The sequence below is a fragment of the Halopelagius fulvigenes genome (genome assembly GCF_055398025.1).
In genome coordinates, this window is the sequence record NZ_AP043847.1 from 41,074 (window position 1) to 61,619 (window position 20,546).

General features: G+C 57.9%; 23 protein-coding genes. 10 read left to right on the forward strand and 13 right to left on the reverse strand.

Annotation, left to right across the window (positions count from 1 at the left end; translation table 11 throughout):
- Positions 1-191: 191 nt before the first annotated feature.
- The 3 genes from ACZ522_RS20180 to ACZ522_RS20190 all read right to left on the reverse strand — a co-directional run bounded on the left by ACZ522_RS20180 (position 192) and on the right by ACZ522_RS20190 (position 1,883).
- Positions 192-488: a PadR family transcriptional regulator gene (locus ACZ522_RS20180; RefSeq protein WP_379692291.1), complete on the reverse strand. Its 297-nt coding sequence runs from the start codon at positions 486-488 to the stop codon at positions 192-194.
- 64 nt (positions 489-552) lie between these two features.
- Positions 553-813 (reverse strand): hypothetical protein, encoded by a 261-nt coding sequence (locus ACZ522_RS20185; protein WP_379692293.1) that lies wholly within the window; start codon positions 811-813, stop codon positions 553-555.
- A gap of 452 nt (positions 814-1,265) precedes the next feature.
- A complete protein-coding gene (locus tag ACZ522_RS20190) occupies positions 1,266-1,883 on the reverse strand; it encodes a helix-turn-helix domain-containing protein (RefSeq protein WP_379692294.1) in 618 nt (205 codons plus the stop codon).
- A gap of 124 nt (positions 1,884-2,007) precedes the next feature.
- On the opposite strand from ACZ522_RS20190, the gene ACZ522_RS20195 reads away from it, so the two are divergent.
- From ACZ522_RS20195 to ACZ522_RS20215, 5 genes are all read left to right on the forward strand, one after another.
- Positions 2,008-3,417, forward strand: coding sequence for a cytochrome P450 (locus ACZ522_RS20195; RefSeq protein ID WP_464391831.1), 1,410 nt, complete (start codon positions 2,008-2,010; stop codon positions 3,415-3,417).
- A 551-nt stretch (positions 3,418-3,968) separates the two neighbouring features.
- Positions 3,969-5,495 (forward strand): formate/nitrite transporter family protein, encoded by a 1,527-nt coding sequence (locus ACZ522_RS20200; RefSeq protein WP_379692297.1) that lies wholly within the window; start codon positions 3,969-3,971, stop codon positions 5,493-5,495.
- Between the two features lie 592 nt (positions 5,496-6,087).
- Entirely contained in the window at positions 6,088-6,765 is a 678-nt protein-coding gene (locus ACZ522_RS20205; RefSeq protein ID WP_379692299.1) for a helix-turn-helix domain-containing protein, read from the forward strand.
- A gap of 249 nt (positions 6,766-7,014) precedes the next feature.
- Positions 7,015-7,866, forward strand: a complete 852-nt coding sequence (locus ACZ522_RS20210; RefSeq protein WP_379692300.1) for an aldo/keto reductase — start codon at positions 7,015-7,017, stop codon at positions 7,864-7,866.
- A gap of 102 nt (positions 7,867-7,968) precedes the next feature.
- Complete coding sequence (locus ACZ522_RS20215) at positions 7,969-8,286, forward strand: cupin domain-containing protein (RefSeq protein ID WP_379692302.1); 318 nt, start codon at positions 7,969-7,971, stop codon at positions 8,284-8,286.
- Between the two features lie 27 nt (positions 8,287-8,313).
- On the opposite strand, the gene ACZ522_RS20220 is transcribed toward ACZ522_RS20215, so the two are convergent.
- Positions 8,314-8,559 (reverse strand): ferredoxin, encoded by a 246-nt coding sequence (locus ACZ522_RS20220; RefSeq protein WP_379692303.1) that lies wholly within the window; start codon positions 8,557-8,559, stop codon positions 8,314-8,316.
- A 234-nt stretch (positions 8,560-8,793) separates the two neighbouring features.
- Between ACZ522_RS20220 and ACZ522_RS20225 the strand changes: the two genes are divergently transcribed.
- The 5 genes from ACZ522_RS20225 to pip all read left to right on the forward strand — a co-directional run bounded on the left by ACZ522_RS20225 (position 8,794) and on the right by pip (position 11,491).
- Entirely contained in the window at positions 8,794-9,135 is a 342-nt protein-coding gene (locus ACZ522_RS20225; RefSeq protein WP_464391832.1) for a DUF8134 family protein, read from the forward strand.
- A gap of 25 nt (positions 9,136-9,160) precedes the next feature.
- Complete coding sequence (locus ACZ522_RS20230) at positions 9,161-9,460, forward strand: hypothetical protein (protein WP_464391833.1); 300 nt, start codon at positions 9,161-9,163, stop codon at positions 9,458-9,460.
- Positions 9,453-9,602: a hypothetical protein gene (locus tag ACZ522_RS20235; RefSeq protein WP_379692308.1), complete on the forward strand. Its 150-nt coding sequence runs from the start codon at positions 9,453-9,455 to the stop codon at positions 9,600-9,602. The genes ACZ522_RS20230 and ACZ522_RS20235 overlap by 8 nt, the downstream gene beginning before the upstream one ends.
- Positions 9,603-9,631: 29 nt before the next feature.
- Positions 9,632-10,243 carry a zinc ribbon domain-containing protein gene (locus ACZ522_RS20240; protein ID WP_379692309.1) on the forward strand — a complete coding sequence of 204 codons (612 nt, stop codon included), beginning with the start codon at positions 9,632-9,634 and terminating at the stop codon, positions 10,241-10,243.
- 294 nt (positions 10,244-10,537) lie between these two features.
- On the forward strand, positions 10,538-11,491 hold the full coding sequence (gene pip, locus ACZ522_RS20245; protein ID WP_379692311.1) for a prolyl aminopeptidase: 954 nt from the start codon (positions 10,538-10,540) through the stop codon (positions 11,489-11,491).
- Between the two features lie 549 nt (positions 11,492-12,040).
- On the opposite strand, the gene ACZ522_RS20250 is transcribed toward pip, so the two are convergent.
- The 9 genes from ACZ522_RS20250 to ACZ522_RS20290 all read right to left on the reverse strand — a co-directional run bounded on the left by ACZ522_RS20250 (position 12,041) and on the right by ACZ522_RS20290 (position 20,411).
- Positions 12,041-13,771, reverse strand: coding sequence for a hypothetical protein (locus ACZ522_RS20250; protein ID WP_379692312.1), 1,731 nt, complete (start codon positions 13,769-13,771; stop codon positions 12,041-12,043).
- Positions 13,758-14,165 carry a hypothetical protein gene (locus ACZ522_RS20255; RefSeq protein WP_379692313.1) on the reverse strand — a complete coding sequence of 136 codons (408 nt, stop codon included), beginning with the start codon at positions 14,163-14,165 and terminating at the stop codon, positions 13,758-13,760. Before ACZ522_RS20255 ends, ACZ522_RS20250 begins: the two co-directional genes overlap by 14 nt.
- Positions 14,162-14,356, reverse strand: coding sequence for a hypothetical protein (locus ACZ522_RS20260; RefSeq protein ID WP_379692315.1), 195 nt, complete (start codon positions 14,354-14,356; stop codon positions 14,162-14,164). The genes ACZ522_RS20255 and ACZ522_RS20260 overlap by 4 nt, the downstream gene beginning before the upstream one ends.
- A complete protein-coding gene (locus tag ACZ522_RS20265; protein ID WP_379692317.1) occupies positions 14,353-14,595 on the reverse strand; it encodes a hypothetical protein in 243 nt (80 codons plus the stop codon). The genes ACZ522_RS20260 and ACZ522_RS20265 overlap by 4 nt, the downstream gene beginning before the upstream one ends.
- Entirely contained in the window at positions 14,592-14,804 is a 213-nt protein-coding gene (locus tag ACZ522_RS20270; RefSeq protein WP_379692318.1) for a hypothetical protein, read from the reverse strand. The genes ACZ522_RS20265 and ACZ522_RS20270 overlap by 4 nt, the downstream gene beginning before the upstream one ends.
- Complete coding sequence (locus ACZ522_RS20275; RefSeq protein WP_379692319.1) at positions 14,801-15,220, reverse strand: hypothetical protein; 420 nt, start codon at positions 15,218-15,220, stop codon at positions 14,801-14,803. The genes ACZ522_RS20270 and ACZ522_RS20275 overlap by 4 nt, the downstream gene beginning before the upstream one ends.
- Positions 15,221-15,723: 503 nt before the next feature.
- A complete protein-coding gene (locus tag ACZ522_RS20280; RefSeq protein WP_379692320.1) occupies positions 15,724-15,915 on the reverse strand; it encodes a hypothetical protein in 192 nt (63 codons plus the stop codon).
- Positions 15,916-16,264: 349 nt separating this feature from the next.
- Positions 16,265-16,798 (reverse strand): hypothetical protein, encoded by a 534-nt coding sequence (locus tag ACZ522_RS20285; protein ID WP_379692321.1) that lies wholly within the window; start codon positions 16,796-16,798, stop codon positions 16,265-16,267.
- Between the two features lie 286 nt (positions 16,799-17,084).
- Positions 17,085-20,411 (reverse strand): hypothetical protein, encoded by a 3,327-nt coding sequence (locus ACZ522_RS20290; RefSeq protein WP_464391834.1) that lies wholly within the window; start codon positions 20,409-20,411, stop codon positions 17,085-17,087.
- Positions 20,412-20,546 lie beyond the last annotated feature (135 nt).

A 20,546-nucleotide genomic window follows, 5' to 3' on the forward strand; every position in this document is an offset into this window, starting at 1 on the left:
CTGGACGGGCCTCTACACGCCGACTCAACGAGGTCGCCGTGAAATTAGTGCTCAATAGGAGTGGGAAGTGCGATACATCAGTGCGTTAAAGAATCTCTGAGGCGTGCTGTCTTGGTATTACCAGGACACCATAGTGTGCTGTGCCGACAGTTTAACAGATATCTAAATCTGCAGAGCCGCTACTTACATAACTAGTTGGATTCTAGCTCGGGGACGAGGGAATTCTCCCACTGGCGCCGGTTCGCGAGGACTTGCTGACCTTGTTCAGAAATCTCATAGTAATTTGTCCGCCGATCAATGTCTCCTTTCTCTACGTAGCCCTCTTCGACGACTGCATCGAGGTTTGGGTACAGTCGACCGTGGTTGATATCGTCGAACTGCTTTTGCAGTTCCTCTTTCACATCTTGGCCCGATGGAGTCTCAAGGCCGGCAATAACTGTAAGGAGGTCACGCTGGAATCCTGTGAGATCGAATACTTGACTTGGCATACAGGTAAGTTGGTGGAGATCCCCAAAAATCATATGCCCAATATTCCGTGATCTCTCACCTGTTTCATCCGGTCTCTCCAGCCTTGCTCCATACAGAACGCAAACCGGTCGTAAGGTTCGACCAGACCGAGAGTACCATCGACAACACGTGTGTGAGTTCTTTGGCAGCGCGGATTACAGCGACCCACCGGTCATCTGATGGTGTTTCCAGTTCGATCTGGTCGCTTTCGGCACGTGCACTCGTCTCTTCGGCCCATTCGGAGGTATTGATATCGAGCCACCGTACCGTGAACGACCCGGACGTGTCGGCCGCATCGAACGGCATGCAACTACCAGACAGGAAGTCACGATGTACTCTCCAACGTCCCTGTTAGCGGCACAGTACGCTTCATCGTCCTCTCGTGCGAATTCAGCAAGGTGTTCCGTATCTCTGTCCCGAAGGAGGCTATTAGACGAGGTAGCTACAACCAGACCGGTTTCGTCGATTAGCATTCGTGCAGACTCGAGTTGTCGTTGGACTACTTCTTGGAGTCCGAGTCCCCCATCTGCTGTCGCTCTGGTGGAATCTGGCGGTGGCACAGCCGCCAAATATATTCCGCCAGAAGCGCGCAATCGCTTCTTCTGCCGTCCCTGCAGCCCACTCCTGATGATCCCCTTGCTTCTCTTCGAAGTAGCACCTGCGACTCACCGTGCGAGTAAACCCCATTTTTGGCGCATCCCCACCTAGGTCTGTCGAAAACTACGAGCGACGTCTGATACTTACTTCAGGGAACGTGATTAGTTGGACGAACCGATCAATCGAGACATGAGACGTGATTCGCCACGCCGCAACAGTTCTGAAGCGGTCGAGTTAGCCACCCCGAGTTCTGCCGCAACGGCCGACAGTGATGCCTGACGCGGCACTGAGTAGTATCCAATCTCGGTCGCAGTTTCCATGGCATCTAACTGGCGCTCTGTCAAGCAGCCTATCACTGTTCCTAACCGGCGGTCGTACGTACCAATCTCTCGAACGTCAACTTCGATGCCTGCCCGTCGCTCAAGTGCATCGACCAATTTCGACAACGCCTCATCTCTCCCTACGATAGTCACATCGAGCCAACCCTCAGCGCTGTACACAAGGGGAGGAACAACAACGAGGCTTAGCTCAGCGAATGCCTGAAAAAACGCTGTCTCAGACTCCGTATACTCCTGACAGACGTACGAATAAAAGCAATTTTCGTTGATAGGAGTGAGTTCGCACCACTGAATCGAATCTACGTCGTTGATGCGGCCGTGATAGGTGTCTATATCCCCGTTAATGTAGAAAAGAGCGAATTGTACGTCTTCTCGGGAGAGGTTCCACGCATACAGTTCTGCTCGGTTCATTGTGTCCGAGGTGATGAGGAAATCCTGCATTGGGTGTCGCATCCACGCTGGCTGGTTTAGTCTGACGTGTAGGTAACGCATCGTGAATCGTTACGATATCACGTTCTGAGTACTTAAACAGGCGAAATATATCGGGGAAATCTCTGTTCACTCAGTGGATCACTACCCTATTATGTCCAATCTAGGTCCGGAATCCAGTGACCCTTCCGAGGGTCGGTCAGCGAGAGTCGATGAAGACCTCCCCTCGAAGACACCTCCTGGTCCAGACGGCCTTCCGGTAGTTGGCAATGCCCGCTCGCTCATCCGGGACCCTCGGGAGTTCTATGATAAACTGAGCGAGTACGGTAGCGTTGTTGGCTATCGCCTCCCCTGGATGGAGTTCTGTACAGTCCTTCACCCAGAACTTATCGAACGCGTGCTGATGGTCGACTATGAGCGGTACGCCAAATGGGGCCTCGAAGATTTCGGGGGGGAGTTCGCCCCAGAGGGCCTCCTTTTGACTGATGGTGAGCAGTGGCGCCGCCAACGAACGACGATCCAGAACGCCTTCACAGTTGAGCGGATCCAGAGCTATGGTGACACGATGGCACAGGGTGCCACAGAGATGATTAACGGTTGGGACGACGGCGAGGAGATAGCTCTCAACCAAGCGTTCTCGAAGCTCACACTCGACGTGCTGACTCGATCATTGTTCGACCTACAGTTGAGTGAGGGGTCCGATATCGTGACCGAGTTTGCTGAGACGCTCAACGACCGAGGCAGTATCGACGGCATCTCGACTTTCCTGCCGATGTGGGTTCCAACGCCCAAGAACCGGAAGTACAAACGGGTTCTCTCAGAATTTCGATCCTTCGTCGACGGCCTTATCGACGAACGGCGCGGACGGGCAGATGAGTACGACGACCTGCTGTCGCTGTTGTTGGCTGCCGAGGATGACGATGGGAATACCATGTCCGAGACGGAAATCCGTGATCAGATGGTGACTTTTCTCTTCGCTGGCCACGAGACCACTTCGTTGGCGCTAACCTACACATTCCTCGAACTAGCAAAGGAACCGTCGGTTCGTGAACGCCTCGACACGGAGCACGATTCCGTCCTCGGTGGCGGAGCGCCCGGACTGGGGGACCTCAACAACCTTTCGTACACCGAGCAGGTGATTCAAGAGTCCCTTCGGTTGTACCCGCCAGCGTTCATCATGTTTCGAAAGGTCACCGAAGACACCGAACTCGGTGGATACCGGATTCCAAAAGGAACGAGGCTCACCCTCCCTCAGTTCTACATCCACACCGATGAGCGGTGGTACGACGCCCCTGAGAGGTTCGATCCCAGCCGCTGGACGGAAGAATTTGAGGATTCACTACCGGATTATGCATACTTCCCGTTCGGTGGGGGGCCACGCCATTGTATCGGAATGCGGTTCGCGATGCTGGAATTGAAAACGATTCTCCCGATTGTCGCTCAGTCGACCGAGTTTGAGCTCCTGTCCGACCCTGATCCTGAATTAGATATGGCGACGACGCTGCGGCCTGCCGAGGATATCCGAATGCGAGTGTCTAAACGATAAAGGATGGGCTACGTTCCTTTGCAGCGTCGGTGAGGAAGAATCAGCCGATCAGTACGACTGCGTAATTTGCGTAGAGACTCGTTCTAACAGTGGTTTAAGTGGAGAGGGAACGGGAACACGTAGCAAGATGGGGTTGTTCGACGACACCACGGGGACTTCTGGAAGGCGAATAGTCAAGTCCAGTTTTCGAGTCGAAAATGTTGGCTCACAACTCTTGAGCTAGCTACTGCAGACCAATCTCATTCCGGGTGCCTTCCTCTTGCTCATCTACTGCAGCGGAGACCCCAGAAGTAGAGTTAAGAGACTGCCGCTGACCACGTTCACGATAATTTTATCACGGGATTCGGAGCGGAGTGAACGGGACGCTGACCCTTTTCGTCAACGACGTTCGCCACGACCGACCGTGAGAAAGAGTTATCGTGTCACTTGGCGAAGGGTTGATTGAAACGCGAATCCGACCCAGAGGACGCATAACTGTGCAATAGGTGGCGAGTAGTCCAGTGATTCGGCGTCCCCGTCTCACGGGTTCTTGTACGCGGTGAGAAATTCACATGAGTCGAGCCGAAACACCGACATTGACACAGCCGATACGCGACCGCGACCACGTTCGTGGACCGGACGATGCCCCGGTAACGCTCGTTCAGTACAGCGACTTCGAGTGCCCCTACTGCGGTGATATTTATCCAATTGTCAGACGACTTCTAAATCGAGTGGGGACTCGTCTTCGACTTGTATTTCGACACTTCCCGCTGACACAACAACACCCCCACGCCCAGCAGGCGGCGGAAGCGGTCGAAGCCGCCAGCGTCCAGGGACGGTTTTGGGAGATGCACGACCGCCTCTACGAGAATCAAGACGCGCTCGGCCAAGACGACCTCGTTCGCTACGCCGAACAGCTCGATCTGGACGTCAACGCCTTCGTGGAAGAACTGACGGCCGGCGTGTATGAAGAACGCATTCATGAAGACTTCCTGAGTGGCGTCCGGAGTGGCGTCAACGGGACGCCAACCTTCTTCATCAACGGAACGCGGTACGACGGGCCGCTCGAGATCGATGCGCTGCTCGCCGAAATCGCCGACGTGGGTGGCTTCCTCGACCTCCAACAGTCCATCGAAGTCGAAGACCAGGCGTTTCGGGAAACGTTCGACCGGTCCCGTCGTGGTGCGCCTGCTTCCGGCGAAGCCGTTCGGGACCGGTTCTCCGTGGACGAAATCTACCAGCGCATCACGGCGACGGCGGACGAAGACATCGAACGCAGTACACGACTGCTTTTCTTCAGCGGGCTCGCCGCGGGGCTCAGCGTCGGTGCGGCGTTTCTCGCGCGAGCGGCGTTGACCACAGCGTATCCCCAGAATCCGATGGGGATTGGGAACGTGCTGTATCCGGTCGGGTTCATTATCATCGTCCTCGGAGGCTACCAACTATTTACGGAGAACACACTCACGCCGGTCACACTGGTGTTGACGCGGCTCGCAAGCCTCCCACAGCTTCTCCGGCTCTGGGCCATCGTGCTCGCTGCGAACGTCGCCGGTGCTGGGGTCATCGCGTTCCTCTTCGCCAACACCGCGGTGCTCGACCCAGCCATCGCCGAGACCGCTTCGGCAATTGGTGAACACGCGATGGACGTTTCGTGGTCGGCGCTATTCTACAAGGGCGCGTTCGCCGGCGGTCTTGTCGCAACGATGGTCTGGCTGGCACACGCGGCGCGGGACACCCTCTCGCGGTTCCTCATCGTCTACATCATTATGATACTGATTCCCGTCGCGGGCCTCTTTCACTGCATCGTTGGTGCGTGCGAGGTTCTCTACCTCGTATTCGAAGGGCGAGTGGCGTTCGTCGCGGCGTTCACCGACTTCTTTGTACCGGTCGTCCTCGGGAACACCCTCGGCGGTATCGTGTTCGTCGCGCTGGTAAACTACAGTATGACCGAAACCCGACGGTTTCCGGAGCACAGCCAGCGACGTCGTGAACTCACGTGGCCCGAGTGGATCTTCGGGATTCGTTGCTGGTCGTGGCTCCAGACGAAGATGGAAGAATCGCCGATAATCGGGGAGAAAAAGCGCCAATACGAGCGTTGAACCGTCACTGTACGGCGATTTGACGGTAACGTGTCAGTGAATTCGATTCGCGATGAGCGCGTCACAACAGCCCGAAACCTCCATTTTCGAATCGCCGACCCAATTATTGCCTCTCGTTCTGTGTGTTATTCACTCGTCCGGATACGTGTCGTCGGGTTTAGGAAACGCGTCGAGGTTCGTCGCCGTTTCGGAAATCATGCCGTTCAACTGGTCTCGTGTGTCGAAATACCAGTGCGGCGCGCCATTGAAGTTCCCGCTCTGTAGCACCCGACTCCCTCCTTCTCAGACCGTTCGGCTACGTCCTCGACGCTGTCAAGATGGGCGAACGTTTCTGGGTTAACTAAATCAGTACAAGCAAAGAGTGTTTGTTCGTTAAGATTGCACCCGTCGTTCTCTTCGTGATACCGCGGAGAAGATCGCAGTAGACGTGGAATCCCGACACCTTTCCGATTAAGACGAAGCAAGCGGCGAAGAGATCGGAAGAGTCGATTTTAAATTAGATGATCAGGGACACTAGAATATGATTGCATATAAGTCGGCACTGGCTGTACCGATCTAGAGGATTAAGTCTGAGTAGCGTCTCCTACATCCTATGACAGTTACTGCGGAACTCATCGTCAGTTCACCCTCGCTTCCGTTCGTTAGTTTCGCAGAATCGTTACCATCCAATCAACTCGAGTGTGAACACGGCCTGTGTCATGGAGGGGACTCTCGGGTGTTCGTCGTCCATCTCGACCCAGCTGATGGTGTTACCGAAGATAATCTCATTGCTCTCGATGAAGTAGTAGGGACAACCCCCCTTGGACGCGAGGGCGGCAGGGACGTCTATCAGCTCGACGTCAAACTGGAGGATATTGTTTCGGAGGCGTTCGTTCCCGGACGGTTCGCTAAGGCACAAATAGAACCGACGACTATCATTCCGGAGGGATGGTACGAAAAGAAGATTTTTCGGGATTATGAGTCGTTCAATAATATGCGGAATCATTGCGATGAGCATGGCATTCGGGTCGATCTTATCTCGATCACGCAGGATTCTCCGTCCCCAGATGAACACTCACAGTACGGGCTAACTGACCGGCAATACGAGGCACTGGCGCTCGCTATGTCTCGCGGGTACTACGATAATCCCCGACAGACCACGGCCAGCGACTTGGCTGAGGAGATGGGTATTTCTCAACCCTCCATGTCGAATCTTCTTCGCCGAGGGGAGCGCCGGTTACTCACGTCGACGATCGGGACACAGCCATCGCTGACTAACCCTTCGACGTGACAGTATCTTCCCGACCTACTGAATCCGAAACCTACTAGAATCAATGTCTATCTGACTATCACTGTTTCCCCGCAAGTATTGTCATATCGATATGTATTTCCGTACTTGAACCACTTCCTGAGTCTCTACTCAAATGGTGCTATCCGGTACGCTCTAGGGAGGGGTGTTCGGGCTAGGCGAAGGGACTTAAATGGGGTTTTAGAATAGCATCGAATCCAAATGGCGTGCGGTCTACATTCAAATGTAGAAATGGAAACCGTCAGGCTAAATAACGACGTGGAAATGCCGATCCTCGGATTCGGTACGTATCAGATCGATGATCTCGAAGTATGTGAACGAAGTGTCTCCGAAGCGCTCCGTACCGGGTATCGTCTCATCGATACTGCGGCCGGGTATGAGAACGAAGAGGCTGTCGGCAGAGCGATCGAGACGAGCGATGTGGCGAGAGAGGACGTGTTCGTCACCACGAAGCTCTGGATACAGGATGCTGGCTACGAAAGCACGAAGCGGGCGTTTGAACGGTCACTCGATCGACTGGGACTGGACTATCTGGATCTGTATCTGATCCATCAGCCCTTCGGTGATGTTCATGGATCATGGCAGGCAATGGAGGACCTTTACCACGAAGATAAGATTCGAGCTATCGGAGTTAGCAACTTCCACCCGGATCGCTTGATCGACCTGATCGTCCACAATGAGGTCGTCCCCGCAGTCAATCAGATCGAGACACACCCCTTCTACCAGCGGACAGAAGACACTGAGTTCCTGAGCAGCCATGAGATCCAGCACGAGTCCTGGGGGCCGTTCGCTGAAGGACGGAACAACCTCTTCGAGAACGACGTGCTGGCTTCGATCGGCGAGCAGTATAGCAAATCGACTGCACAGGTCGTTCTTCGATGGCTGATACAACGAGGAATTGTTGCAATCCCCAAGTCAGTCCATGAGGAGCGGATCATCGAGAACTTCGATATCTTCGATTTCGAACTGAGTAATGAAGATATGAACACGATCTCGGAGCTAAATGAGTCTGAATCGCTGTTCCCTGACCACCGGGACCCAGAATTCGTCAAACAACTGAGTGAAGTGGAGGCCGATACCTGAGCGCTCACGAGCGCCAACTCCCCTTCAGTTCCACCCAGTCCTCGGCCGCTTTCCGATCGGATCGACACTGATGCAGTGGCTGAATCGGATGCTGACAGTACAATGGTGACGATTGAATCGATAGATCAACTCGAAGGTGCACCGCACGCTAACATCTTTCCGACCGACGAACCGAAAACCGTACGACTGACCCTCTCCGAGGGAGAACAGGTTGAGCCACACAGTCATCCCGACCGGGAGATCATTCTCTATCTCATCTCGGGTGAACTTGAGTTACGCCTTGACGGGGAATCACACCGAATACAGGCGGGAGATATCGTTCACTTCGACGGGTCGCACGATATTTCGCCGTCCGCGAACGTGGATAGCGTCGCGCTATTCGTTCTCGCTCGCAAGAGAGAGCGACCGAACGCCGTTTGATAGCCGTCTCTCCGACGTGCTGTCACCTCACGGAACTATTTGTTCACCCTCATCGTCATAGATTGTAATCGCATCTACGGGACAGACTCGTGCGGCCATCTCTGCCTCGAACTCCTCGTCCTCGGGAATCTCTCGAGCGTACAAGTCTGAGCTAACCTCCTTGCTACCTACGAGTGACGCCTTTCCCGCATCGCGGTCTTCGACGAACTGTTCCCACTCGTGGACGCAGTTGAAGATCCCTGTACAGGTACTTCGATCGAATTCAACTTTCATTGGGGAGGCCTCATAGACATCAATAGACCGGTCTCTTCATTAGGTATTCTGCTCGGCATTTTTTGTAGAGTAGATCGTCTCAATATGATGATCAGATAAGTATTCATGACCGAGATTCATCGTCCTACGCAAGACAGTCGATAGCGGATGGTGTTTGCTCGGAATGGCTCCTGGAATAACGGTCAATGTTGCAACCGCCGATAGCGGCAGTAGTTCTCCCACTTAATTGAGTCTGTGACCACGTCTCTCCGCCTCGTCGATAGAGGTGCCTGGTTGAGCGTCAACGGAACGCGGAAACTCGGAGTCAGCAACCTATGGCGAGTGACCGAAACCGAGTTCTGCAGTTGCGACGTGACCGATTTCCTCGCAGAGGGATTCACCGAAATCGGCGTCGACGCCGCTTCTGTCCAAGCGCGGCTTTCCGGTCGATGCATTCAGTGCGGAACTGAGGGGACGACCGAGTGGATGACGCTCGGCCGTATCGTCGAGAGGGACGAGCGAGCGTTTCTTCCGGTCGATAACGATGCCGTCCAAGCCCTCTCACAGAGATCCTCGAACGACGAACCGGACGATTAACCGGGGTTCCTGCACTCCGGCCACTGTGACCGTCCACGACTCGCTCATCTCCGTGGCCGTTCAGAGATTTCCGAGAGCAGACGATAAGTCACCGATCAAATCAGCTGGGTCTTCGATTCCGATCGGCGCGCGAACTAAGGATTCAGAGATACCCGCCCGTTCGCGTTCGTCGGCGCTCAGATTACTCGCCGTCGTCGCGGACGGAACCGAACCGTGGGAATGCGGGCTGAATGAGCGTCTGACTCTCGGCACGCTCCAGGACGCTATCTCCTCGGACAGTTACGTGCTGGCACGCCGTGACGCCGTGGGTGGTGACGATGACTAACCCCACCGACGCCCTCGACGACGACACGCTGGCCGCTCTCGAAGCCGAGTTTGGCGACGTAGAGGCCGGAGTCGCGGCGTGCGTGCAGCTATGGTTCGGGCTAGAGAACCCCGAGGAAATGCTAGAGGCGATGACCGAATAAGTAGCGACCCCCGTCGAGAGGCCGCTGGCGTGGCCGTCACGCCGTCGCTTCCTGCGGCGCCCATCGGGGTTGACGTCGGGGAGAAAACGCTTATCGCGGCCACCACGCCCGACGCGGATCCCGCGGGGGCTTTCGTCGTTGAAGGCCATGACCCCCGGAAGGTGTTTGACTACCTCTCGACGGCGGTCAACACACTCCGGGCCGCGGGCTTCGAGACGACCGTCGGAGAAGCGCAACTCACGGCGGCGTTCTACTATCGACTCCGCGCGCAGGTCCTCGACGCGGCCGCACAGACTGTCGAGTGGGCGCGGACGCACCCGAACCCGGTCCTCGTCCTTGAGGACTTGTCATACTCCCCACGCCCGCTATGGGAGGTCCGTGCCTCGACGAATCACGTCGGGGAATGGCTCCTCCCCGACCTCCAGAACGCGCTCACTGTCTGCGCCAAAGAGGCCGGTATCCCGGTAAGGTACGTCGCCCCCGACGGCACCTCCCGGGAGTGCCACCGGTGCGGCGAACGTGGGAAGCGCAAAGAACAGCGGTTCCGGTGTACGAACCCCGAGTGTCACGTCGGCAGCGTTGACGCCGACCGGTCGGCGGCTATCACAATCGCCTCACGCGGCGAGGAGCGCGTGCCATGACCGAACTAAGTCGCGAACGGTGTAACACCCGGTTCGACGTGGCGTGCGACAGTGCGATCGGCGGGAGCGACACCACCCAGCGTGCGGGGAGAAACACGACGTTCCGGTTCTGTTGAAACCCTCAATCGGTGATAGTTTGACGAGGGTGTGCTGAATACAGAGCGCGTATCGGTCACTGGGTCGACACTCGATACGAGCCTCTCAAGTCGGTAAGTACAGAGCGTGTATTTATCGGCGAGTCACGGCGCTTTGTCGGAACAACTTTGTTCGCTTGTCGCCCGCTCTACTTGCGCGATGACCGATTTGTACCCCCAAACTGACCCCTACGAGACTGGGATGCTTGATGTCGGAGAAGGGAACCTCATCTACTGGGAAGCCTGTGGCACCCCGGATGGAAAGCCTGCCCTCGTCGTCCACGGTGGGCCGGGGTTTGGGTTCACACCCGAACACCGCCAGTACTTCGACCCCGAGCGATACCAAGTCATTCTGTTCGACCAGCGCGGCTGTGGCCGAAGCAAGCCTCCCGCCAGCGACCCCGAGACGGATATGCGACAAAATACCACTGACCACCTTCTCGCCGATATGGAACAGCTTCGTGAACATCTCGGAATTGATCGCTGGTTGCTGTTCGGCGGCTCGTGGGGAGCCACGTTGAGTCTGGCCTACGCAGAGGGGCACCCACAGCGGGTTTCTGAAATCGTCCTTTCGGGGGTCACGACCACTCGACCGACTGAAATCGAGTGGCTCTATCATGGATTGGCGCGATTCTTCCCAGAGGCTTGGGAACGGTTCCGTGAAGGTGTAGACGCCGAAGACAACGAACTCATCGCCACATACGCTCGACGAATGGCGGACCCGGACCCCGAGGTTCGGAGGCGAACAGCGGATGCGTGGTGCGCGTGGGAGGATACGGTCATCTCCGAGGAACTCGATGGAACAGCGGACGTCTTCGGTGGACTGCCGAGAGACAAGAAACACTCGTTCGTCCGCATCGCCGCACACTACTTCGCTCACAGGGCGTGGTTGGATGACGGGGTGCTGTTGCAGAACGCTGACCGATTAGCTGGCATTCCCGGCGTGTTGATTCACGGCCGTTTCGATTTGGCCGCACCACTTGGTACGGCGTGGGAGTTGAATCGCCAGTGGTCCGATTCGGAGTTAACCGTGGTTGAGGATTCGGGACATACCGGTAGCGACACCATGACCAAACTGAAGCGTGACGCTCTCGACTCATTCGCAGGGAAGTAGTCCCTGTCGGTAGACGATGAACTGGTGGGCCTCACAGCGATACACTTGCAAACTCACTTAGCGGTTAGTTCAGTACCAAAGAAACGAAATAAACGAGGCCTCCGTGAGAGATACACCCTCTCTATTCTGCACGATATTCCTGTCATCATCAGATGGTTTCAACAGAGCTGACGTTCCCATTACCGACGGCAGGAGTGGTCCCAATCAGCCCTCGGCAACCGTTGAGGCGGACGGAACGGCGGTAGAAATACACATCCACAGTCACAAACACGCCGAGTAGTCCGCTCACCCCGGCCGCACACCGTTTCCGTCGTAACCGCGGGCGTATCTATACCTATACCCCTAAAAAGGTGCTTTGAGTGTCGGTCTCTAGGGATAGTATGTCCGCCACCGGTTCATTTCGGACTGTTCTTGAAGAACACGGCGTCCCCCTACAGCGCGTCAAGGTCGAAGAGTTTCCTGCGGTCATGAGAGGAGAGAGAGGAGGAACGCGGTGGCCGGACGTCCGGTCGGGAGAGTGTCGCTAGTAAGAGAGACAGCGCGGGAGCGTTAGATCGAGACGGCTGATTTGTAAATTTCCCGCGTGCTCCCCTGATGGATAGCACGCCGGCCACCATTGTCGATAATCTCGACCCCTTGACCGTGGATAGTCCCCGCTAACTCGGTATCCCTCATGTTGCCGACGCCCTTCTCTGCGCCCGGGTCCACTCCGTTTGCGGAGGTCATCGAACACCCCGAGACAGCCGTGAATTTGGTCCCTGGGCCGCCAGAGAGGGGGTGTGACCCCGACCGAGCGACAACACTCCCCCCGGCGATACCGATGTTCGCCATATCGGTCACGTTGATAGCCGTCCCGACGTTCCCCTCGCCGATGACACTCCCTTTGACCTTTATTACCCCCTTCTTCGTCCCGAGACAGATGCCCGAGGTACCGTACGTCCCTTTCTGGTAGACGGTGGAGTCCATGAGCGTCACGAACCCGTTCAGTTGCACGCTGGCGTTGAATTGAATTCCATTCACGAGACTGTCGCCCTTCCCATAAGCCGCCCAATTGAGGCCGTTCTCCATGACGACTTGGGAGGGGTCGGCGGGGTTTCCGAGAAACTCCACGTCCGCAGTCGTCGTCGTCCCCGCCATAATCGGCGGCCGGTACGTGTTCAGCCCGTTATTGTAGACCGCCGGCAGCGCCCTGTTCGCGTTCGGCACCGTGTAGAGGTCAATCGTGACGGGGGCAGAGTAGAAGTGCGGGAGTGACTCAACCACGCCTTGGAGGGTCATGGGATCGGCTTGCGTCCCCGCACCGTCCGCCGTCCCGTTCGGCGAACAGTAGATGGTGCGGGCCTCACCGTCCCACATCAGGGGTCGGGTCACCGCGGCGTTCGGCACGTCCTCGGTGATGAACGTGACCGGTGTCTCACTCTCAAATCCTGCATCCGTGAGCACGCGCTGGCCCGCGTCGTAGAGTCGTTTTGCACGGATAACGCCCGTCTCGTGGACCGCGTCCGGGGGGTTGTTCTCCGTGTTATACACGACGGTGCCGAGTACGTCCGACGCAGTGAGTTCCATTTGGAAGTCGTACGACCCGAATTTCGCCCCGTTCCGGGTCTCAAGCCTCGCGTCACAGTACGAGGGGGCCTTCATGTAGAGGTAGAAGTGGTTATTCGCGTCCTTGGTCACGACGGCGTGGACTCGCTGTTGCCCCTCGCCGAACGCTCTCCATCGGGGGTCTGTCGTGTCGGTTCTCTCGACAGATGCCGATAAGATGAACTCCCTCGTTTTGAGCGAGTTGTTCGGGGTAGCAGTAGTGACGTGCGCCCAAATCTTCCCATCTTGGAAGTTCCCGTCTTCGGTTATTTTACATATCTTAAACCATTCCTCCGTTCCGTTGCTTTCGATATGGAACGTCCGCGTATTGTACGCGAAGTCCTGACGGTGCAGGCCGTCTACGGTATCAGCGTCCCCGTCGAACGACACCGTGAGCGCATCGTTCGCATCGTCGTGCATGACGGTTATCTGGTTTCCGCCAGAGAGTGCGGCAGCAAGCGCGTCGCGGGCCTGTTCGTCGGTGTAGGACCCACCGCTGCCACTCCCGAGGGGACCGACCCACGTTCCGTCATGCACGTAGAGGCCGGACGTATCCCCGTCGGCCCCCGTAATGTAGACGAGACTCCCATCATTGGCAGGCGCGTTCGTGAGGAGGTCGTATTTTGGGGCGCGGAGTTCCACCGCGCTAATCAGTTCTTCAACGTCGACTGTGTCGAGGTGTTTATTCGGTGGCATAGAATGTAGAGAGATCCGTCACGGCGTCAGACACCGCGGTCGTCGTCCTGGTCGTTCCGAAGCTTCTCCGCGAAGGCGTCGGGGGGTCTCGCATCAAGAGCTCGAGGACCACCTCAGTCACCTCTTCGGGCATATAACTGAGCGAAAACGCCTCTGCCGGGGAGACGTGCGCGAGGGAGGGGAACTGGTCGGTGATAGTGTCGTGGATTTCCCGTATCTCTGGTGTCCACTCCTGAACCAGGTCGAAGAACTCCGCCGGCCGGCGTCGGTCCCCTCTTCGTCGAGGGCGCGAACCCACCGATAAATGTCTCGTCCCCCCGAGTTTGTCGGGGGTGTCGGCTTCGAGGTCCTCGACGGCCTTCTCAAGCGATCGGCGTGAGCGTCGTCGGGTCATGTCTCGTCCACCTCGTCCTCAGCGTCTTCAGTGTCCTCCCCGTCCTCAGCGTCCTCAGCACGCTCTGCCTGTTCCTCCGCGTAGACGTTCTGGATAGCCTTCACGAGTGAGACGTTCTCCTCGTCCGCCCCTACTTCGTCCCCAAGGTCTGCTATTTCGTTTTCAAGCGACCGACGCAAGCGCCGGGTCACAGCTCACCCTCCAGGCGATCGTTCGGCAGGTCGAAGGTGTCACGTTCCGACGACTGGGTACCGTCGGGGTACTGTGTCACCCGTAGTTCGCTCACCTGGCCGACACACTCACCGTCAGCGTCAACCTGGACGCTCCGAATCGTTATCTCTCGAGGCGCGCCCGTGTCGTCGGTAGCGTCGTCGGGTTCTAAGGCGGCAAGCCGCCGTTCAATCTCTTGGCGGGTCCGGCGGCGGGTCATTCGCCACCCCCCTCGGTTACCGGCGTCAGGCCGTATGTGCCCGTCAGCCACTCACCGACACCGTCCAGGGCGTCCTTCGCTGGGTCGAAAGCGGCGTCGAGGGCGTCCTTTTCGGCTTTCGAGAGTGCGGGCGTCGCAACGACGTCGCCGCCGTCTGCCGTCTCCTCAAGGGCGTCAATTCGTCGTTCTAAGCTTCGTTTGGTAGTCATCGGTATTTGGCCCGGTTCTGTTTCTCAGAAATGTTCTCTATGCGCTCTTCGAGTTCTCGGAGGTCCTCGCGCTCCGTCAGCCACTCTTCCCGATTGCGAACAACCCGGGCGGCGGCGGCATATTCTTCCTGTTCGAGAAGGCCCTCCAGGCACCGGTCGAAGACACATTTCGCCGTCAGAGCACGTCGCCGGCCGAGGTTGTCCTCGACGTAGTCAGCCAAGGCGTCCATGTCGTTATTGATATTTTGGCGACTGGTACCGAACTCCCGGCCCAATTCGGCCTGATTTAACGCCGCGGGGTGGCCAGCCTCTTTGATGCGCCGGAGAATTTCGGCGCGTCGGGCCTGCCAGCTATAGTTTTCGGGGGCTTCATCCTCCGGAATTTCCGCCGAAGCGTAGTCAATATTTCGGGTCAATGTAAACTGATGTCAAATGGGGTTATTCTCCGTCGTGTCCGGTGGACTGTTCGACCTGCGCCGCGAGGTCAGCCGCCACCACCGATTCTAGTTCACCAACACGCTGTTTGAGTTCAAGGCCCAATTCGGCGTGGTCACCGGCAGGGTGACCGTCGGCCAGCGGGTCATAGGGGTCCGCGTCGTCGAGGAGTGACTTGCCACGTCGAGTGAGTTGCACTAGCCGCTCCCCAACGTCGCGGTCCTGGTAGGTCCGATTACTGAGGGCCGGCTGTCGCGTCGATACTCGGCGGTGGCGGAGAGGCCAGCGCGTTCGGCGTCTTTGGCGCGTTGCTTCAGTTCGAAGAGTTCGTCTTTCGTCATAGTAGTAGAAGATAGAGGGTGAGTGTTCGTGCGTCTGGGGCGTCACTTCAGGCCGAGGAAGCCGTCTTTGAGACCGACCGCAGATTGAACGAAGAACGAATCTCCAGATACCTCGCCCGTCCGTGGGGTCATCGGCAGGGGGCTTAATATTCGTCCGGGTTCTGGCGGACGTGTCGCTTTGCGGCCTCTGCAAGCGTCCGTGAGGGTTTGTCGTCGTCTTTCTCCTGGTGTTGCTTAATGGCCTCTGCGAGCGTCGCCGGTTCTCCGTCGGTGGCGGTACCTTTTTCAAGGCGCTCAATGGCGCGTTCGAGTTCACGTCGGGTTTTACGTGACATGATTAGGTAGTCGAGAAGAGGCGGGAGTGGGTATCATTCCGCGTCGAGGCCGAGTTCACGGCGGAGAACCCGGTCGTAGGAGTCGCCAGGCCCCTGTTTCAGTTCCCAAAGCGCGTCTCGGGTCTGTTCGTCGACGGTGATTGTAGTGGGCATGAGTGGAAATGCAGCCGCCGCTCTCGTCGGGTGTCAGTGTCTATGAGAGAAACGCGGACCCCACTCTACGTGGGGCCGACCGCGGCTGAGTCCAACACTCCCGCGGACGACGGCGCGTGATCTACTATTTGGAGGCTAGAACAATAAATATATTGGTAAAATAATATAACGTAGTATGCCAGCGGGGCGTAATATATCAGCGATAGGCCCCGGCGGCGACGAAGAGCGCCTCAGCGAGGACGTCGAGGTCGCGGCCGGCCATGTAATCCTGCCTGTTGCGGGCGTAGATGACCCACTTCCCCCGACGCGGGGCGAGGTCAATTCCGTGATGTCGGAGTTGCGCACACAGTTCCTCGAACGTCTCGTACCGTTCGCAGTTAGAGAGGTCTCGGTCAGAGGGCCATCGTGAGCGCACGTCGACACCACACTGACAGAAGGTGCTACGTCCGCTTACAGCACGGCCCTCTTGCCGAGAGAGTGCATTGTCTACAGTGGTTGCCTCCGGCGAGGGGTTCGCCGTCGGCGTCGCCGCGTCAATTGTTCCGTCCTCACGGAACCGGTGGCCCTTCGCGTAGAAGGTCCCCTTTGTATCGCCATACGAGAGTACCACAGCTTCAGCTTCGTCGTACTCACGGGCGCGTCTCAGGACGGGAGCAAAACATTCGTCGCACAGTTCTCGGGTGATGAACTCACGGGCATCGGAGAGGTCGGTGAAAGCGAGGGTAGTCATAGTTTCTACGAGTAGAGTCGGCAAATCGTCGGTCGGAAAGGCTGTTCATCGGGCGTCGGGTGTCGGAGAGAGTCAGAACCCAGGGCCTCGCCGAGAGGGTCATCGGCCCCGAGGGTGCCCGATAGAGAGGGGCATGACCGGCGGGGGGTCCGCCGACGTTCATGGAATTGATTGTTTTTCTGAGCGGGGACCGCCGAGTGAGGTCGCCCCGGACCCATGGGGTTGTGTTTGTTTGTCTGAACGGGGGGTGTTGCATGGGGTGTTTTTCTGAGGGGGTTTGGCGGCCTCACTCCGGGCGTTTGAGTTTGTCCATCGCCCGAAAGACGTCCGTTTTCTCCGTCTCCATGAGATACCCCCTCTCCGCCGCGTCCTCGACAAACATCTGCGCGCGGGAGATATCGTAATCGCGCGACTGGAGGGCGGTCATGAGGTCCGTTTTGCTCACGCCGTCGCCCGCCTCTTGGGACTTATACGCCCCCCAAAGGGCCGACAGCCAGGTGGGCGCGTCCTCCTCCGATTCACCGCCGTCCGCGGCCGCCTGCGGTGTCTCTGACGAACTTCCCGAAGCCGACGCCCCGTTTCCGTCGCCACCGTCGGTTGACCCCTCGTCGCTCTCCTCGTCCCCTTCTATCGAGTCGAGTCCGAGAGACGCACGGTCGAACTCTGCGAGGTCGTTCATCGCCCCGAGCGTCGAGATTCCGGTACACTGAGAGATGTCCTTGGTGTACTGGTCGGTGCACTTCACGAAGGAGCCGGGTTGTTCGGCCAGTTCGCGGAAGCGGTCACGGTAGTCGCTGTGGGCGTTCAGAAGGTCCTCGCTCCGTATGTCGTGGTCCTTAGCGTACTTCGAGATAGCGTCGAAGGACCGGGGGAGGTTGATGCGGACCTGCTCTCGCGGCGTACACTCGTACACGATTTCGTAGTGCCGCCCCCGTTCGAGGTACCCTGCTACGACCGCGCGCTCGAACAGTTCGATGAACCGGTCAGTGTGGCTCTTGCGCTTCCCCGCCGGGCCGATGCGCTCGACAACGTATTCGAGAGCGTCGTTCAGTTCCTCCTCCGTCGGAAGGCTCTCCGTGTCCGCGCCGACGTGCTCCCCAAACACGTGGTAGAGCTTGAATCCGAACACGACTGTCTGAAGGCCCTGTATTTCGAGGTCGTCCAATTCGTCGACGACACCGAGGGCGTCCGCACGGGCGTGGGCGTGTTCGAGGGAGTCGTACCACAGTCTGCGAAGGCGGTCTTCGTCGAAGTCGGTGACGAATCGGTAGTACGCCAGCGCGTGCTCAGCCGGGTTAGGGGCGTCCGACCCCAGTTCCAATTCGTCGCCGTCGACGCGGGCTTTGCCAACGAGATTCTTGTACGCCTCCGCCGTCTCTGTGCCTGCGTCGGTCGTTTCGGTCCGGAACTGGGTCATGACCGACCGGCGGCGCTCCGCGGGTCCCTGTATCGACTGTTCGCCCGAAACCACAACGGGGGGTTCAATCTTGTACTCGTCCGTCGTCTTGTCCGCGTTCCCGCGGACCTCCAAGGCACCGCGCGTGGCCTTCCGGTAGAGGTTGTGGAAGAAGTCGAGACGGTACGACGAAATGTCGCTTGGCTTGTACTCGTCGAACCACAGGGGGATGCTGTTCGTACAGGAGAACGTCGCCACTTGGGCGAAATTCGATGAGTCAACCGAGAACGGTTCGCCGGCCATGCCGAAGCACCGCCACAAATACGAGAGGGTCGTCGTCTTACCGCTTCCCGTGTCCCCGGTGACATTGAGGTGGTTGAACTCACCGCTCTCCGTGAACTCCTCAACGAGAGGCCGGAATGGTGCAGCGTAGAACCACCCGAGGACCGGGAGTAACCGTTCGGTGTCGCGCGTATACGGGACCGTCTCCAGTATCTCGGCCACAGACGAAGAATCGTACTCTGCCGTATCCGACTGTATCTCGACAAGCCTCTCCGGGGTTATCTCGCGTTCGAGGTACACCGTCTCTGATTCCTCCGCCCACCCGTCTGCGCAGAGTGTCCGACCGGGGAGAGCGAACTCGTCGCCGTGCAACCCCATATGCTGAACTCCGAGACGGCGAGGTGCGTCCTGTCGGTCAACCCAGATGCGCAGTGCGTCAAGGAGGTCTTTGACGTGGGCCGATCCGTCTCCGAGTTTGGGGATGTTGAACTTCGTCCCGAACGATTCACCGAGGATCTCGTCGTCGAAGCGCTCCTTTCGGTTGAACACTTTGGGTTCAATCGGCTTCTCGAACGCCTCCCCGGATTCAAGCGTGGCCTTGAGTTCTGCGCGAAGCGGGCCACGTTCGACTTTGAGGTACGAGAGCACTTCTAACTCGAAGTTGAGGAGTTCGTACTTCCGTCGCGGCGTCCCGTAGAGGAACCACGTCTTGCCGTCCTCGACGACGACCGGCCCGTTCTCCTCTTCGTGGCGCGCTAACGTACGGTGATTCTGGACGGCGTACTCCCGCGTGTCGAGCACGTCGGCCACGCGCGGGACGAAGTTCTCTACGTCGTCCGCGTCGATTTTCACCACGCACTCCCATATCTTCTCCCGGTGCTGCATTTCCCGGTCCGGGTCGTCCTCGTACAGGGAGAGCATCGCTTCGAGGGCCACCTTCGCCTCCGACGGTGGCATCTTCGACGGACTCCGGTCCTGTGGTGGGTCACACCGGTCCGTCACCTTACGCTGCGCGTTTGCGATCGTTCTCTGGAGGTAGTCGTCGCGGTCGAGTTTGTCGCGGTTCCGGTACCGGCGGAGGATGTTGGCTATGTCGCGGTCGTCGAACCGCCAGAACAGGAGTTTAGCGACTGCCGAGTAGTCGTATCCACTCGGACTGTCGTCGTCGTTCGGAAGCGGGAACCCCGGTTCGAGGTGCGTGAGAAGGTTGTTCAGTTTGTTGTCCCACTCACGCACCTGTTCGAGCGTCGTTCCGAACTCGTTCGTGTACTCGGTGCTGTCGTCTGCCGACACGTCAACGGAGTTCGGGGAGGCCGCCTGTGCGGGCGGAGACGTGTCCGCTTCGTCGTCGGCCACATACTCCGCGTGAATCTCCTTGATGGCGTTCGCGCGCTTCTGAACGTCGTCGGGAGTGTCCGGGAGTTGGTCCCCGGTGTAAGTCATGTACCGAACGTCGTCGTACATCTCAACCTCGGCGTTCTTCTCCTCGACGACCCACTCCGGCATGTCGAGCGTCCGCTCCTGCTTCCGCTTGTTCCGGCCGCCGGGGAGAATGCCCACGACGAAGATGCGGAGGCCGGTAATACTCGGGGAAAATTCGGTGTAACTGTCTGCGCGGGCGACGATGTCCTCCGCCCACGGTTCAATCTCCTTTGTCTCTGGGTGGACACACCCGTCCAAGTCGAGAGCGGCGATAACGTCCTGTTCGGAGAGCATGAACCCGATACCCTCGGTGTTAGTGTCCTCCCGTTCGTGGTACTCGACGGCCTCCTCGTAGGTCCCCCACGTCTTCGGGTCGTTACTCTTTGCGAACGTATGACCCTCGACGGGAGAGAGCGGTGGCTTCGTGTCTTTCCCGTCGCGCTTCCGGTAGCCCCAGCACACCCACTGGACCATCTCCTTCAGCGTCTCCAACTGGTCAGGATCCCAACTCATGCCGAGACACCCCCCTTGACCACACGGGAAAGGCGATTGGTCGGCAGTTGGTCGGCAGTTGGTCGGCAGTTGGTCGGCGTTTGGTCGGGTTCGACCAAATCGAAATCGCCATGCTGCGGCGGGGTAAGAGGAAAT